General features: G+C 68.0%; 9 protein-coding genes. 5 read left to right on the top strand and 4 right to left on the bottom strand.

The features are described from left to right. The first annotated feature begins 20 nt into the window (after positions 1–20). From BFE01S_RS17205 to tldD, 3 genes are all read left to right on the top strand, one after another. Positions 21–4,499 carry a YhdP family phospholipid transporter gene (locus tag BFE01S_RS17205; protein WP_028226583.1) on the top strand — a complete coding sequence of 1,493 codons (4,479 nt, stop codon included), beginning with the start codon at positions 21–23 and terminating at the stop codon, positions 4,497–4,499. An 87-nt stretch (positions 4,500–4,586) separates the two neighbouring features. Next, positions 4,587–5,414: a carbon-nitrogen hydrolase family protein gene (locus BFE01S_RS17200; protein ID WP_028226582.1), complete on the top strand. Its 828-nt coding sequence runs from the start codon at positions 4,587–4,589 to the stop codon at positions 5,412–5,414. Positions 5,415–5,548: 134 nt separating this feature from the next. Beyond that, positions 5,549–7,015: a metalloprotease TldD gene (gene tldD, locus BFE01S_RS17195; protein ID WP_028226581.1), complete on the top strand. Its 1,467-nt coding sequence runs from the start codon at positions 5,549–5,551 to the stop codon at positions 7,013–7,015. A gap of 179 nt (positions 7,016–7,194) precedes the next feature. On the opposite strand, the gene BFE01S_RS44370 is transcribed toward tldD, so the two are convergent. Beyond that, positions 7,195–7,419 (bottom strand): hypothetical protein, encoded by a 225-nt coding sequence (locus BFE01S_RS44370; protein ID WP_156967048.1) that lies wholly within the window; start codon positions 7,417–7,419, stop codon positions 7,195–7,197. A gap of 84 nt (positions 7,420–7,503) precedes the next feature. Here BFE01S_RS44370 and aroG point away from each other — a divergent pair, with 84 nt between their 5' ends. Beyond that, entirely contained in the window at positions 7,504–8,577 is a 1,074-nt protein-coding gene (aroG, locus tag BFE01S_RS17185) for a 3-deoxy-7-phosphoheptulonate synthase AroG (RefSeq protein ID WP_028226580.1), read from the top strand. A 48-nt stretch (positions 8,578–8,625) separates the two neighbouring features. On the opposite strand, the gene BFE01S_RS17180 is transcribed toward aroG, so the two are convergent. Further along, on the bottom strand, positions 8,626–9,561 hold the full coding sequence (locus tag BFE01S_RS17180; RefSeq protein WP_042337853.1) for a glycosyltransferase family 2 protein: 936 nt from the start codon (positions 9,559–9,561) through the stop codon (positions 8,626–8,628). Positions 9,562–10,064: 503 nt separating this feature from the next. After that, positions 10,065–11,312: an oligosaccharide flippase family protein gene (locus BFE01S_RS17175; RefSeq protein ID WP_028226578.1), complete on the bottom strand. Its 1,248-nt coding sequence runs from the start codon at positions 11,310–11,312 to the stop codon at positions 10,065–10,067. Between the two features lie 240 nt (positions 11,313–11,552). Here BFE01S_RS17175 and BFE01S_RS17170 point away from each other — a divergent pair, with 240 nt between their 5' ends. Then, positions 11,553–12,878 carry a glycosyltransferase gene (locus tag BFE01S_RS17170; protein WP_084169992.1) on the top strand — a complete coding sequence of 442 codons (1,326 nt, stop codon included), beginning with the start codon at positions 11,553–11,555 and terminating at the stop codon, positions 12,876–12,878. Between the two features lie 90 nt (positions 12,879–12,968). On the opposite strand, the gene BFE01S_RS17165 is transcribed toward BFE01S_RS17170, so the two are convergent. Continuing rightward, entirely contained in the window at positions 12,969–14,132 is a 1,164-nt protein-coding gene (locus tag BFE01S_RS17165) for an acyltransferase family protein (protein ID WP_028226576.1), read from the bottom strand. Positions 14,133–14,226: the final 94 nt, after the last annotated feature.

Genomic DNA, 14,226 nt, shown 5'->3' with positions numbered 1-14,226 from the left:
CATACCCCACCCGCAGCAGCATGTCCGAGCGAAACGATCCCGCCGGTCCGCATCCAGCCGGACATGCCACCCGGGAAGCCCCGGATGCGCCGGGGCACCACCATCCGGTGCTGCGACACACGCTGCGCGTGCTCGCCGCCTTCGCGCTGGTCCTCTACTTCATCGTGGCCGCCCTCCTGCTCGGGCTGCGCTACGTCGTGCTGCCGCATATCGACGATCTGCGGCCGCGCATCGAAACCCTCGTCTCCTCGAAGATCCACGCCGAGTTCCGCATCGGCAAGCTCGGGCCGCATTGGCTCGGCTTTCAGCCCGGCATCGACGTGACCGGCCTCACGATCCGCGACCGCCACGGCAATCTCGCGCTGAACGTGCCGCATGCCACGGCCACGGTTTCCTGGCGCTCGCTCGTCTCGTGGGAACTGCTGCTTTCGAGCGTCCTCGTCGAACGCCCCGACGTGCTGATCGCCCGCGAAGACGACGGCACGCTCACCGTGGCCGGCGTGCCCGTGCCCACCACCCACACGGGCAACGCCACCTTCACGACCTGGTTCATGCGCCAGCAGGCCATCGTGCTGCGCGGCGGCACGCTGCGCTGGCACGACGCCACCCGCGACGTGCCCGATCTCGGGCTCCACGACATTCGCCTTGCGATCCTCAACGACGGCTACGACCACCGCGTCGCGCTCCAGGCGCCGAGCGAGGGCACCGTGCTCGACGGCCCGCTCGACTTCCGCGCGCACTTCACGCATGCGCGTTTCTCGCAGGCCGGCAAGCCCGCCGACTGGAGCGGCAACGCCTATCTCTCTACCGGCCCGGTCGATCTGCCCACGCTCGCCCGCTACGTGAAGCTGCCGATCGCCACGTATGCCGGCCGCATCGACAACGCGATCTGGGCGCACTTCGCTTCGGGACGCCTGCTCTCGGCCAACGGCGTGCTCGACGGCACCGGCATCGCGCTGCAGGTGCGGCCCACGCAGCCGCAACTCATGCTGCCCATCGCGCACTTCCAGTGGCGCGTGGGCGTGCAGCCCGGCGACTACACGCTCGCGCTGCGCGACTTTCACGCCGACCTCGGCGAGCCGCCGCTCGACGACGGCACGCCGCTCATGCGCACGCTCGCGCTCACGACGCTCGACGCGCGCTTCAGGCAGCAGTCGCTCCAGCACGGTCAGCTTTTCAGCGTGACGGGCGATCGCATCGACCTCGGCATCCTCGCCGAATTCATGCGCGCGCTGCCGCTGCCGGGCCGCGCGCAGGGCGCGCTCGTGCGCTTCAATCCGCAGGGAGTCGTCGCGAACTACGAGCTGGCGCTGGAGCGCGCGGCGCCCGAAGCGAGCGAGGCGGCCACCGAGCAGCACACGCCCGTTGCCGAGCCGATCATCCATTACCGCTTCAAGGGCGACCTGCAGGGCATCAGCGTGGCCGCGCAGGAGCCGGGGCCGGGCCTCACGCCGCGCGGCCATCCGCGCGCGGGCCTGCCCGGTTTCGAGAACCTCTGGGGCCACATCGACGCGGACGAGGCGCACGGCACCATCCAGTTCGACACGGCCAAGGCGGCCGTGACGCTGCCGGGCGTGTTCGACAACCCGCGCCTCACGTTCGACCGGCTCTACGGCGCCGGCAAGTGGACCGTGGCGGCGAAGCGCGGGCCGGGCGACACGCACAAGGCCTTCGAAGTCGATGTCACCGAACTGGGCGTCGCCAACGAAGACGCCCGGGCGAAGATGACGGCCCGTTACTCGAACCCGGGACACGGGCGCGGCGCGCTCGACCTCACGGCGAACTTCGAGTCGGCCCAGGTGAAGGCGATCCCGCGCTACCTGCCGACGAGCCTTTCCGAGAAGGTGCGCACCTACCTCGGCCACGGGCTGCAGGCCGGCATCTCGAAGGGCGCGACGATCGAGATCCACGGCGACCTCACGCTCTTCCCCTACACGCGCGCGCCCGACGCCGGGCAGTTCCGCATCGTCGCGCCGTTCACGGGCGGCCGCTTCGACCCGTCGCCGTTCCCGCCCAAGACGCTCAAGAACGGCGCGCCGAATGTCTGGCCCGCGTTCGACGGCATCGACGGCGTGTTCACGCTCCATGAAAACAAGCTGCGCTTCGACGTCGCGCGCGGCCACTACCGCGACTTCGTGCTGCACGACGTGAGCGGCCGCATCGACGACCTCGGCACGAAGGGCTCTAACCTCTTCATCAGCGGGGCCGGGCGCGGGCCGCTCGCGGACCTGCTCGACTACGCGGACAACAGCTCGATCGGCTACGTCTCGAAGCACGCCACGGCCAGGGTGCGCGCGCAAGGACCGGCCACGCTCGCGCTCAAGCTCACGATCCCGCGCGTGCCCAAGCCCAGGGTACTGCTGGCGGGCACGATCGGCTTCGAGGGCGACCAGCTCGTGACCGACAACGTTCCGCCCGTCTCGGACCTCACCGGCAAGGTGCATTTCACCAACCGCAGCGCGCAGGTCGAGCAACTGGGCGCGACCTTCCTCGGCGGGCCGCTGCGCGCCGACGGCGGCTTGAGCGAGGACGGCCGCTATGCGCTCGACGTTTCGGGCAACCTCGCCGTCGATGCGGCGCGCGGGCTCAATCTGCACGGCACGGCGGCGGCGGTGCTCGGCCGCATGAGCGGCACCGCCCCCTACTCGCTCTCGGTGCGCGGCACGAAGGGCCATCTGCCGGACCTGAAGGCTTCGTCGGACCTCACCGACCTCGCGCTCGACCTGCCCGCGCCGTTCGGCAAGGCCGCGGGCACGCCCATGCCGCTGCGCTTCGAGATCCAGCCGGGCGCGGGCGACGGCAGCGACGCCGGCGCCCCGGCGACGGAAGCCAGCGTCCTCCAGCACGCGGACATGACGCTCGGGCCGCTCACCGCGCGCTACGTGCTGCGGCGCCAGCCGGGGCACGTGCCCGACGTGGTGCGCGGCGCGATTGCGATGAACCGGCCGGCCGACCTGCCCTCGGAGGGCGTGACGGCCGCCATCGAGATGCCGACCTTCGACGCCGATGCGTGGCGGCTCGTCGTGCAGCAGATCCGCGGCAGCGCGGCGGCAAGCGCGGCAGCGGCGGCTTCGGCGCCCGGGGCTTCGCAAGCGCGTGCGGCTGCGGCGCCGGCTTCCGCGCCCGCTTCTGCACCCGCTGCGGCGCCTGCTTCGTCACCGGCGGCAGCGGCGGCCTCGTCCCCGGCTTCGGCCAACGTCGTCGCCGCCTCGGGGGCATCGGCCAGTACCCCGGCCACCGCCGCAGCGGCACCTGCCCAAGGCGCCTCCGCGGCAACCGCAGCCGCCCCCGCCGAGACAGCTTCGGCCGCAGCCGCCGCCGAAGCCATGCCCGGCGGCGTGTTCGCCCAGTACCTGCCGTCGCGCTTCGCCGTCCACGTCGGCACGCTCACGCTGCTCAAGCGCCACTGGGAAAACGTGGTCGTCGGCGCGACGCGCAGCGGCAAGGACTGGCAGGCCAACCTCGCGTCGAGCCAGGTGTCCGGCCACCTCTCCTGGAAACCGGGCGCCGTTGCGGGCACGCCCGGCACCCTCGAAGCGCGCCTCGCGCGCCTCGTGGTGCCCGCCGCCACCGAAAACGACCTGCTCGGCCAGGCCATTTCGCAGCCCGTGCAGAACATGCCGGCCATCGACCTCGTCGTGAACCAGCTGATCGTGCGCGGCCGCGACTTCGGCCGCCTGCAGGTCAATGCGCACAACTTCGACGAGAACGGCGTGCCGGTCTGGCAGCTCGACGCGCTCGACATCAGCAATCCGGCCGCGCACCTGAGCGCAACCGGCAACTGGCGCACCATCGGCGACGTGGGCGTGGGCGACGAACCCACCACGCCGCGCCGCACGGCGCTCGCATTCCGTCTCGACATCAAGGACGCGGGTGCGCTGCTCGAACGCGCCGGCATGCCGCGCACGCTCAAGGGCGGCGAAGGCACGCTCTCGGGCAAGATGGACTGGCACGGCGGCCCGGCGAAGCTCGACTACCCGACGCTCAACGGCAGCCTCGCGGTCGATTTGCACCACGGCCAGATCCTCAAGGTGGACCCGGGCGTGGCGAAGCTGCTCGGCGTGCTGAGCCTGCAAAGCCTCGCGCGTTACGCGAGCATGGATTTTCGCGACGTGATCGGCGAAGGGCTGCCGTTCACGAGCATCACGGGCACGGGGCAGATCACCGACGGCCTCGCCCGCACGAACGACTTCAAGCTCGTCACGGCGCCCGCGCGCGCGCAGATGACCGGCACCGTCGATCTGGCCCACGAAACCCAGGACCTGCACGTGCACGTGGTGCCCACGCTCAGCGTGGGCGCCGGCGTGATCGCCGCGGCCGTCATCAACCCGCTGCTGGGTCTGGGCGCCCTCGTCGCCGACTTTGCGCTCTCGCACACCGTCGAATCGGCGTTCGCGCTCGACTACGCCATCACGGGCTCGTGGTCCAAACCGCACGTCGAGCGGCTGCACGGCGATCAGGGTAAGATGGGCGCACAGGCGCCGGCCGCGGCGCATTGAGCCCGTGCGCAGGCGTACGCACCGTGTGTGTTTGCGCGCCGGGCCGAAACCCGCCGCCCGCTTTCCGGGCCCATTCACGATCCGTCGATGAGCGATTCCCCGAACCCGCCCTTTCGCATTGCCGCCGTGCAGATGGTCAGCACGCCCGATCGCGAGCGCAATCTGGCCGAAGCCGGGCGCCTGATCGAGGAGGCCGCCGGCAACGGCGCGCGCCTCGTGCTGCTGCCCGAATATTTCTGCTTCATGGGCCACAAGGACAGCGACAAGCTCGCCATCCGCGAACCCTACGGCGACGGCCCGATCCAGCGCTTTCTCGCCGATGCGGCGCGCCGGCACGATGTCTGGATCATCGGCGGCACGCTGCCGCTGGTCGCCCCCGAGGAAAACCGCGTCCTGAACACGACGCTCGTGTTCGATCCGCGCGGCGAGGAAGTGGCGCGCTACGACAAGATCCACCTCTTCAACTTCGAAAAAGGTGCGGAATCGTTCGACGAAGCGCGCACGATCCGCCCCGGCACCGAGGTGCGCACCTTCGCGGCGCCGTTCGGCCGGGTGGGCCTCTCGGTCTGCTACGATCTGCGCTTTCCCGAGCTCTACCGCCGCATGGGCGACTGCGCGCTGATGGTGGTGCCCTCCGCCTTCACCTACACCACCGGGCGCGCCCACTGGCAGATCCTGCTGCGCGCCCGCGCGATCGAGAACCAGTGCTACGTGCTGGCCGCCGCGCAAGGCGGACAGCACGAGAACGGCCGCCGCACCTGGGGCCACAGCATGCTGATCGACCCATGGGGCGAAGTGATGGACGTGCTCGACGAAGGCCCTGGCGTTGTGGCCGGCGAGATCGAAGCCGAGCGCATCGCGTCGGTGCGCGCGAGCCTGCCCGCGTGGCGGCATCGCGTGCTCGACTGCGGCTGAGCGGCCGGGCCGCCGCTTGATAAACCCCACGCCCGCCCGAAACTACCGGGTAGCCACCGCAAGCAGCACCGAAATAGCACCGAATAGCCCTGAATAGCACCCAACAGCACCCACGGACTCTCCCTACTGCACGCATGAACATCATCGAACCCGGCATTCGCAATCTGGCGACCGCGAAGGACCTGCTCCTCGCGCCCTACGGCCTCGACGAGGCAGTGCTCACGCGCACGCTCGGCGAGATCTTCACGCACCGCGTCGATTACGCCGATCTCTACTTCCAGACCACGCGCAGCGAAGCCTGGAGCCTCGAGGAAGGCATCGTGAAGTCGGGCAGCTTCAGCATCGACCAGGGTGTCGGCGTGCGCGCCGTATCCGGCGAGCGCACGGCGTTTGCCTATTCCGACGACCTCTCGCCCGAGGCGATCCGCCAGGCGGCCATCGCCACGCGCTCGATCGCGAAGGCGGGCGGCGGCAAGCAGAAGATCAAGGTGGCGAGCGCCTTCAAGGGCATCGCCGGCCGCGATCTGTACCTGCCTTCGGACCCGCTCGGCTCGCTCGACGCCACCGAAAAGGTCAAGCTGCTGGAGCGCATCGAGCAGATGGCCAAGGGCCGCGACCCGCGCGTCACCCAGGTGATGGCGGCGCTCGCCGGCGAATACGACGTCGTGCTCGTCGCGCGCAGCGATGGCGCGCTCGCCGCGGACATCCGCCCGCTCGTGCGCGTTTCGGTCACGGTGATCGCCGAGCAGAACGGCCGCCGCGAGATCGGCAACGGCGGCGGCGGCGGTCGTTTCGACTACGGCTATTTCACCGACGACGTGCTCGCGAAGTACGTGGACGACGCTGTGCACTCGGCGCTCGTCAACCTGGAGGCGCGCCCCGCCCCCGCCGGCGCGATGACCGTCGTGCTCGGGCCGGGCTGGCCCGGCGTGCTGCTGCACGAGGCCATCGGCCACGGCCTCGAGGGCGACTTCAACCGCAAGGGCTCGTCGGCGTTCGCGGGACGCATCGGCGAGCGGGTGGCGGCGAAGGGCGTCACCGTGGTGGACGACGGCACGCTGCCCAACCGCCGCGGCTCGCTCAACATCGACGACGAAGGCAACCCCACGCAGTGCACCACGCTGATCGAGGACGGCATCCTCAAGGGCTACATCCAGGACTCGCTGAACGCCCGCCTCATGAAGATGCCCGTGACCGGCAACGCGCGCCGCGAATCCTATGCCGCCCTGCCGATGCCGCGCATGACCAATACGTACATGCTCAACGGCGACAAGGACCCGCAGGAAATCATCGCTTCGGTGAAGAACGGCCTTTATGCCGTGAACTTCGGCGGCGGCCAGGTGGACATCACGAACGGCAAGTTCGTGTTCTCGGCCTCCGAGGCCTACATGATCGAGAACGGCAAGATCGCCTACCCGGTGAAGGGCGCCACGCTGATCGGCAGCGGCCCGGAGTCGCTCAAGTACGTGAGCATGATCGGCAACGACATGAAGCTCGACTCCGGCGTGGGCGTATGCGGGAAAGAGGGGCAGAGCGTGCCGGTGGGAGTGGGCCAGCCGACGCTGCGCATCGACCGCATGACCGTTGGGGGCACTGTCTGATTTCGTGCATGGTGATGCGGAAATCCCGCATCGCCATGCAGGGTTTCTGCATCCAGGTCATTTTTTGCGCGGATGTCACGCGTTTTCGCCGCGCAGCGCTTGCCAGCGCCAGCTTGATCGGGTTATAAAGGCAATCACCCTTTGCGACGAAACTCCGGTTTCCGGGCACTCTTACCGTCTCAGCCAGCGTTTTTACCATCGCCATCGCTTTTGCCATGACCACCGCCACGAAGTTTTACTTTTACTTCTTTTGGTATCTCAGACCGCTGGCGGATCGAGAGGGTTGATAGCACGCGCAGGACCCCGAATACACGAGAAACCGCCAGCCAAGCCTGGCGGTTTTTTTTCGTCCTTATTGCCGTCCACACCGACACCCACACCGACTTTCGAGCCGCAATTTTCATCTAACCGCTTTTTGAGGCCCCGTCCGCGCCGCCACCGTTGATCGACGCCGACACGCTACACGACAGGATCAGGAGAAAACGACCATGCCCCCGCACAATACCGACGATGTCCGCATCCGGGAACTGAAAGAACTCACGCCGCCCGCGCACCTGATCCGCGAATTCCCGTGCTCGGAAGCCGCCTCGACGCTGATCTACGAAACGCGCCAGGCGCTGCACCGCATCCTGCACGGCATGGACGACCGTCTGATCGTGATCATCGGCCCGTGCTCGATCCACGACACCCGGGCCGCCATCGAATACGCGCAGAAGCTGCAGCCGCTGCGCAAGCGCTTCGCGGGCGAGCTCGAAATCGTGATGCGCGTGTACTTCGAAAAGCCGCGCACGACGGTGGGCTGGAAGGGCCTCATCAACGACCCGTTCCTCGACAACAGCTTCAAGATCAACGACGGCCTGCGCACCGCGCGCGAGTTGCTCGTCGCCATCAACGAACTGGGCCTGCCCGCCGGCACCGAGTACCTCGACATGATCAGCCCGCAGTACATCGCCGATCTGGTTTCGTGGGGCGCCATCGGCGCGCGCACGACGGAGTCGCAGGTGCACCGCGAACTGGCCTCGGGCCTCTCGTGCCCGGTGGGCTTCAAGAATGGCACGGACGGCAACGTGAAGATCGCCGTCGATGCGATCAAGGCCGCTTCGCAGCCGCACCATTTCCTCTCGGTGACGAAGGGCGGCCACTCGGCCATCGTCTCGACGGCCGGCAATGAGGACTGCCACGTAATTCTGCGCGGCGGCAAAGCGCCGAACTACGACGCCGAAAGCGTAAACGCCGCGTGCGCCGACATCGGCAAGGCCGGCCTCGCCGCGCGCCTGATGATCGACGCGAGCCACGCAAACAGCCAGAAGAAGCACGAGAACCAGATTCCCGTGTGCGCCGACATCGGCCGCCAGCTTGCCGCCGGCGACGAACGCATCATCGGCGTGATGGTCGAATCGCATCTCGTGGCGGGCCGCCAGGACCTCAAGGAAGGCTGCGCACTCACCTACGGCCAGAGCATCACCGATGGCTGCATCGGCTGGGACGAAAGCGTGGGCGTGCTCGAAGGGCTCGCGGAAAGCGTCAAGCAGCGCCGCGTCGCGCGCGGCAGCGGCAACTGACGCTTCGAACCGGTCTATGCAGGGAGCGCGCGCCGCGGGCCTGGAGCCTCAGAGCCGCGCGGCGCGCTCCGGTTTCACCGATCCGAGGCACATCTCGGCAATCCCGATCACGTTGCCGATCAGGCGCCCGCGCCGGTCGAGATGCGCTTCGGGGCGCACCGACTTCACGCAGTTCATGCAGAGCGCGCGCACGATGTTGCTGGCCGCTTCCTTCTTCGACATCACGCCCTTGCGGCACAGATACATCGCATTGACCACCTGCGAGTAGCCGAAGCGGCGCCCCGACACGCGCCCGCCCTGCATGCCGAGGTGCACGCCGAGCAGGCTGTCGCTATACGCGAGCCGGCCGCGCCGCGCGAGCCGCCGCGAAAAGTCCTTGTCTTCCATCCAGCCGTAGAGCACGAGACGTTCGTCGAAACGCAGATCGGCAATCGCCTCAGCGCGGCACGCCATGTTGCAGCCGTAGAGATCGACGCCGGCGCGCAGCGGCGCGGCCTCGAGCACGGTATGCTGCGCGCCGTCCACGAGCGCGACGGCTTCTTCCCATGCCACGGGCTGCCCCGTTGCGCCGTCACGCAACGTTCGGCCCGAGAGACCCATCAGCGTGGAATCGTTTTCGAAGAGCGCCGCGCACTGTTCGACCCAGTGGCGTTCGGGTGCGAAGTCGTCGTCGAAGAAGATCACGACGTCGATCTCCGGTGCGAGCGCATCGAGTGCGCGATTGCGCTGCACGCTCGAACCCGCGGTGCCCACCAGTTCGTCGATACGCAGGCCGTGCGCGTCGTAGGGACCGAGGTCGGCGGCGCTCGTTGCCGAGAGCAGGACCTGGTCGGGACGCTGCGTTTGTTGCGCGAGCAGGCGCACGGCCCATGCGGTTGCCGCGGGACGCCCCTTCGTTGCGATCACCACCGCGACGCGCAAGGCCGCCCTCTGAGTTTGCGCCGCGGTGAGCAACGGTCGATCATCGGCTGCAAGAGTCGTCATCGGTTTCTCCGCGTTCCTGTGCGCACCGTCTGGCCGCCGCGCGCGGCGCATCGAATGGCACTCCAGCACGTTTCGAGGTTAGCACGGCCTCTGCGCGCATCCGGCGCCGATCGATTCAGATGTCCGAAACAGTCTATTCATCGACTGATCGATACGGGACGGATACGGGATCGACGCGAACCGGCAATGCAATCCGCATGACCCATAGCGCGGCGCGACCGGCGTCATTCGTTCCATAGAAATTGCGGGGTTACGTTTTGGCCGCGCCTCGCCTAAAACTGCTACAGGCACATTGCGCCAGCATGACGACGCTTTCAGTCGGAGCGGTCTGGTACCGCGCGCGCTTCGACGACGAGGCCATCGCGGCCATCAGCCTGCGTTGCCGGGTGGGCTGCTATCCGGGATCGGCGGGACTGAGCGTCGTGCACTTGTTCGCGTTGAGCCTGCCGCCCGAAGCAATGCGCGCAACGGCGCGCGTTGTGACGCGTCGCGCGGTCCCGCGTTCAGCGCTGCTTCCACACGCGATAGAGCATCCACGCGGCGCCCGAAACAAGCCCGAGCGTCATCGCCCACGCAATGCCCATCACACCCCAGCGATGCATCGCGAGCGGCACGGCCGCGAGCAGTACGACCACCTGGATCAGCGAAGCCACCGTGACGGCACGCGCATCGCCTACCGCGCGCAGATACGAAGCCAGCACCGTGTTCAGCGCGGCCACCGCCATGTTGATGACGAAGATGCGAAAGAGCGGCACGGCCGGCAGCCACGCGGCGCCGAGCACGAAAAGAAAGAGCGGCTCGGCGGCGAAGCGCAGCACGACGACCACGGCGGCAAGGCCCAGCGCCGCCACGCCCAGATAGATCCGGAAGAGGCGCGCGGCCGTCTGCGGGCCGCCGCGATGGTGCGCGGCGAAGGTGGGAAAGAGATACTGCGACATGGCGATGGCCGCATCGGCGAGCAGCATCTGCGCGAGCTTCGACGACATCTGCCAGGCGCCCAGTTGCGTGGGCCCGAGCAGCTTGCCGACTACGACCTTGTCGAACTGGTTGGAGACGAGAATGATCACGCTGCTCGCCCAGATCCAGCGGCTAAAACCGATGTAGTGGCCAATGCCGGCCCACGAGAGCCGCACGGGCGGACGCGGCGAAAGCGTCGTCCACGTGAGCATGCCCTTGAAGGCTTCGCCCGTCATCATGCCCAGCAGGAGCGCATAGGGCCCCGCGCCGGCCAGCGCGAGCCCGACACCGACGCCGCAATCCACGCAGGCCGACGAAATCTCGATACCCGCAACGTGCTGAAAGCGGCGCTCGCGCTGCGCGATGAAGTAGGCCGGCGAGGCCAGCCCACGCAAGAGCGGCAGCAGCGCCGCGAGCTGCACGAGCCCGAGCGCCCCGCCCAGATGGAACTGCGCATTCATGAGCGGCGCGCACGCGACGAGCAGGAGCGCGATCAGAAGGCCGCGCGTGGCGAGCGTGGTCCATACCGCGCCGAACTGGTCGCGGGTGGGCGGCGCGGGCCCCTGGATCACGGCCTGTGCGAGCCCCGTGTCGGAGAGCGCTTCGGCTATCGTGACGGCGAGCAGCGCGACGCTCGCGAGCCCGATTGCCGAAGGTCCGAGGATGCGGCCGATCAGCAGAAATTTGACGGCCACTAGACCGCGCACGACGACCTGCTGCAGCAACACCCAGGTCGCCGCGCCCGGGCCGAAGCCCGCTTTCACCGACCATGCCGGCAGCCGCATCGCGCGCAATCGGGGCCTCCCGTGGTTGGATCGCCGTCGCCGGAAACGCAGCGGTCGGAGTCGAGGATCACGTTACCGCGGCCGGCATGTCACGAAGCGCCATCTGCCAGGCGGATTCGGTCACGGCGGCGATCCGGGCCGGGAGACTTCTGCTCCAGGCATTTTCAGCCAGCCCAAAGCGCAAATTGGCGCGCATCGCACGTGCCGCACTGCTATGTTGGTCGCAACGCCCAACGCCTCGTTGCCGCCATGGAAACTGCGTCGATCCCCGGATACCGCCGCACCGCCCCCGCGTCCGCCGACTCCCCGGACTCTGCCGCGCTTCCCGGCGAGGCGCCGGCGAGCCTCGCCGAAGCGCCCGCGGCGCCGCGCGCCGAACCTGCGGCGAGCGAAGGCTGGATCGCCATCATCGAGCCGAACTTCACCGGCCACCGCTGGCGCTACGTCGACTGGATCGCCCAGGCCTGCATCGAGGCCGGGCATCGTTGTGTCATCGTCACGGACACGGAATACGCGGCTCATCCGCTCGCCCAGCGCGTCACGCGCGAAGCGCGGCCCGACCTCGCATTGGTGCTCACCGACCTGCACACGGTCCCGCGCGGCTTGCTGCGCGACCTGAGCGTCCATGCGCGCTTTCACAACTTCTATGCACGCGCGCTTGCCGAACTCAACCGCACCATGAACGTGCGGCTCGTCGTGGCGCCTTACGCGGACTACTTCTTCTATACGCTCGCGGGCCTCGGCTCGCCGTTCGGCAAGACGCCCTGGATCGCCATCGTCATGGGCATGACGTTCCATCATGCGGGCATCGGCCTGCGCACGCCGCGCCGCCCGCTCGTCGATCCGGTGAAGTCGATGCTCTTCAGGCTCGGCATGCGCGCGCGCGGACTGCGCACGCTCTTCACCATCGATCCCACGCTGCCCGACTGGTTCGCAGGCACCCACCCCACGCGCGCCGCGCCGCTCGCCTACGTTGCCGATCCGTTTCCGCAGACGCCCGCGGCCGATACCCAGGTCGCACGCAGACGGCTGGGGCTCGCCGCGCGCACGCGCTATCTGCTCGTCTACGGCGCGATCAGCGAACGCAAGGGCATACGCGAACTGATGCAGGTGCTCATGCGCAAGGGCGATGCACCGTGCCTCGTGATTGCGGGCGAACAGGACGAAGAGACGCGCACCTTCATCGCCGCGCACGCGCCGCACCTCTCGCCCGCGCCGGTGATCTTCGACCGGTTCGTGCCCGAGGACATGGAGCGCGATCTCTTCTCCGCCTGCGACGCCGTCTGGCTTGGCTACCGGCATCACTACGGCATGAGCGGCGTGCTCGTGCAGGCGTACCGCTTCGGCAAGCCGGTGATCGCAATCGCGGGCGGCCTGATCGGCTGGTTTTGCCGCGACGGCGCGCTCGGCCCGCTGATCGACGACCTGGAGCCGGACTCGATCGCGCGCGCGATCGACATCCTGTGCGAACGCTGGCGCAGCGGCGCAGCGCCGCTTTCGCTCCCGGTCGACCATCTGCTCGCGCGCAACACGCTTGACCAGTTCAAGCGCACGTTGCAGGCAACGCTCGATTGAACGTTGCCACGCCTCGTACTATCCAGTGCTCTATGAAAACCAGGCGATACCAGGCATAGCTTAATAAATCCGTTCCGAACGAATACCGACTCAAGCCACCTTGCCATCGACAGCAGGAACGTCGTCGTCGGGTGCCGGCGGCACGATAACCGGCGCGCGGCGATCCGGAAACACGGCATCGCGCAAACGCAGGAACGGGAACTCGATCGCGCGCGTGGTGGCGTAACCCAGCACCACGGCAATGACGTACTGCGCGCCCAGCACGACGGGCCACGCGAGTAGCGGCGGCACGCCGAGCGCACTCGCCTTGTGGATCAGATAGTCGCCGGGCGCGAGCGCGAGCGAATGCCAGAGGTAGATGCCATACGAGTACAGCCCGAGCCACGCAATCCCGCGATACGCCCACGACGTTCGCAAATCTCCCGAGTGCTCGACCACGAGCACGATCAGTGCGCAAAAACCGATGGCCTGGAGCGTGAAGCCGATGCTCTCGTCGAGCGCGACGTCGCGCGTCGCGAGCGCGAGCCAGGCCATGAGCAGCGCCACGGCGCCGATCAGCCAGTTGCGCTTCGCGGCGAGGCTGCGCCAGACTTCGGGCTTCATCCAGTAGAGGGTGGCGAGCATGACGCCGATCAGCAGGCTGTCGATGCGGTACTGCGTGAAAGCGAACGCGGCTTCCAGATTGCCGCTCACCACGGCGGCGCAACGCGCGCCGAGCACGAGCGCGCAGATCACGGCCATCACGCCGATCAGCGCATTCGCGCGCAGCCGGAAATGTGCGAGCAGGATCAGGAACGCGGGCAAAAACAGATAGAAATGCTCTTCAACGGCCAGGCTCCATGTCTGCGTAATGGAGGTGCCGAAGTAGTTCTGCAGGTGCGTGAGGTTTTGCCAGAGAAACGTGTCGCGCGGATGGCGCCCCGCGATCACGTGAAAGAGGATCAGCACGTAGTACGCGGGCCAGATCTTGAAGATCCGCCGCACGATGAAGCGCCGCGCGGCAATCTGGCCCGTTTGCGCGTACTGGCGCAGCAGCAGGCCGCCCACGAGAAAACCGCTTAACGTAAAGAAAAGATTGACGCCCTCATGGCCGAAGCTCTTAAGCGGGTACTCGATGAAGGACACCCAGGCATGGCCCGTATTCACCGTATGAAAGTGAAAGCCCATCACCGCGAGGATCGCAATGCCCCGCACGAAGTCGAGCTCGACGGACCGCCCACGCGCCGTCGATCGCGCGCCGTGCAATAAGTTCATGACGCCCACCTCGCTTTTAGCCGGCGGCAGATCATACCGATGCCGTCCTCATCATGCTCATCGCCGCCTGTCTGCGCACGCCAACTTGCCAGCG

Origin of the sequence: Paraburkholderia ferrariae NBRC 106233 (assembly GCF_000685035.1) — a bacterium.
Lineage (GTDB): Bacteria > Pseudomonadota > Gammaproteobacteria > Burkholderiales > Burkholderiaceae > Paraburkholderia > Paraburkholderia ferrariae.
Note: the sequence above shows the minus strand (reverse complement) of the source record. Positions and strands in the feature narration are given on the sequence as shown.

What these genes read in the sequence shown, in the direction of transcription:
- BFE01S_RS17205 (WP_028226583.1), top strand. Translation starts at nt 21, where the DNA reads ATGTCCGAGCGAAACGATCCCGCCGGTCCGCATCCAGCCGGACATGCC.
- BFE01S_RS17200 (WP_028226582.1), top strand. Translation starts at nt 4,587, where the DNA reads ATGAGCGATTCCCCGAACCCGCCCTTTCGCATTGCCGCCGTGCAGATG.
- tldD (WP_028226581.1), top strand. Translation starts at nt 5,549, where the DNA reads ATGAACATCATCGAACCCGGCATTCGCAATCTGGCGACCGCGAAGGAC.
- BFE01S_RS44370 (WP_156967048.1), bottom strand. Translation starts at nt 7,419, where the DNA reads ATGAAAATTGCGGCTCGAAAGTCGGTGTGGGTGTCGGTGTGGACGGCA.
- aroG (WP_028226580.1), top strand. Translation starts at nt 7,504, where the DNA reads ATGCCCCCGCACAATACCGACGATGTCCGCATCCGGGAACTGAAAGAA.
- BFE01S_RS17180 (WP_042337853.1), bottom strand. Translation starts at nt 9,561, where the DNA reads ATGACGACTCTTGCAGCCGATGATCGACCGTTGCTCACCGCGGCGCAA.
- BFE01S_RS17170 (WP_084169992.1), top strand. Translation starts at nt 11,553, where the DNA reads ATGGAAACTGCGTCGATCCCCGGATACCGCCGCACCGCCCCCGCGTCC.
- BFE01S_RS17165 (WP_028226576.1), bottom strand. Translation starts at nt 14,132, where the DNA reads ATGAACTTATTGCACGGCGCGCGATCGACGGCGCGTGGGCGGTCCGTC.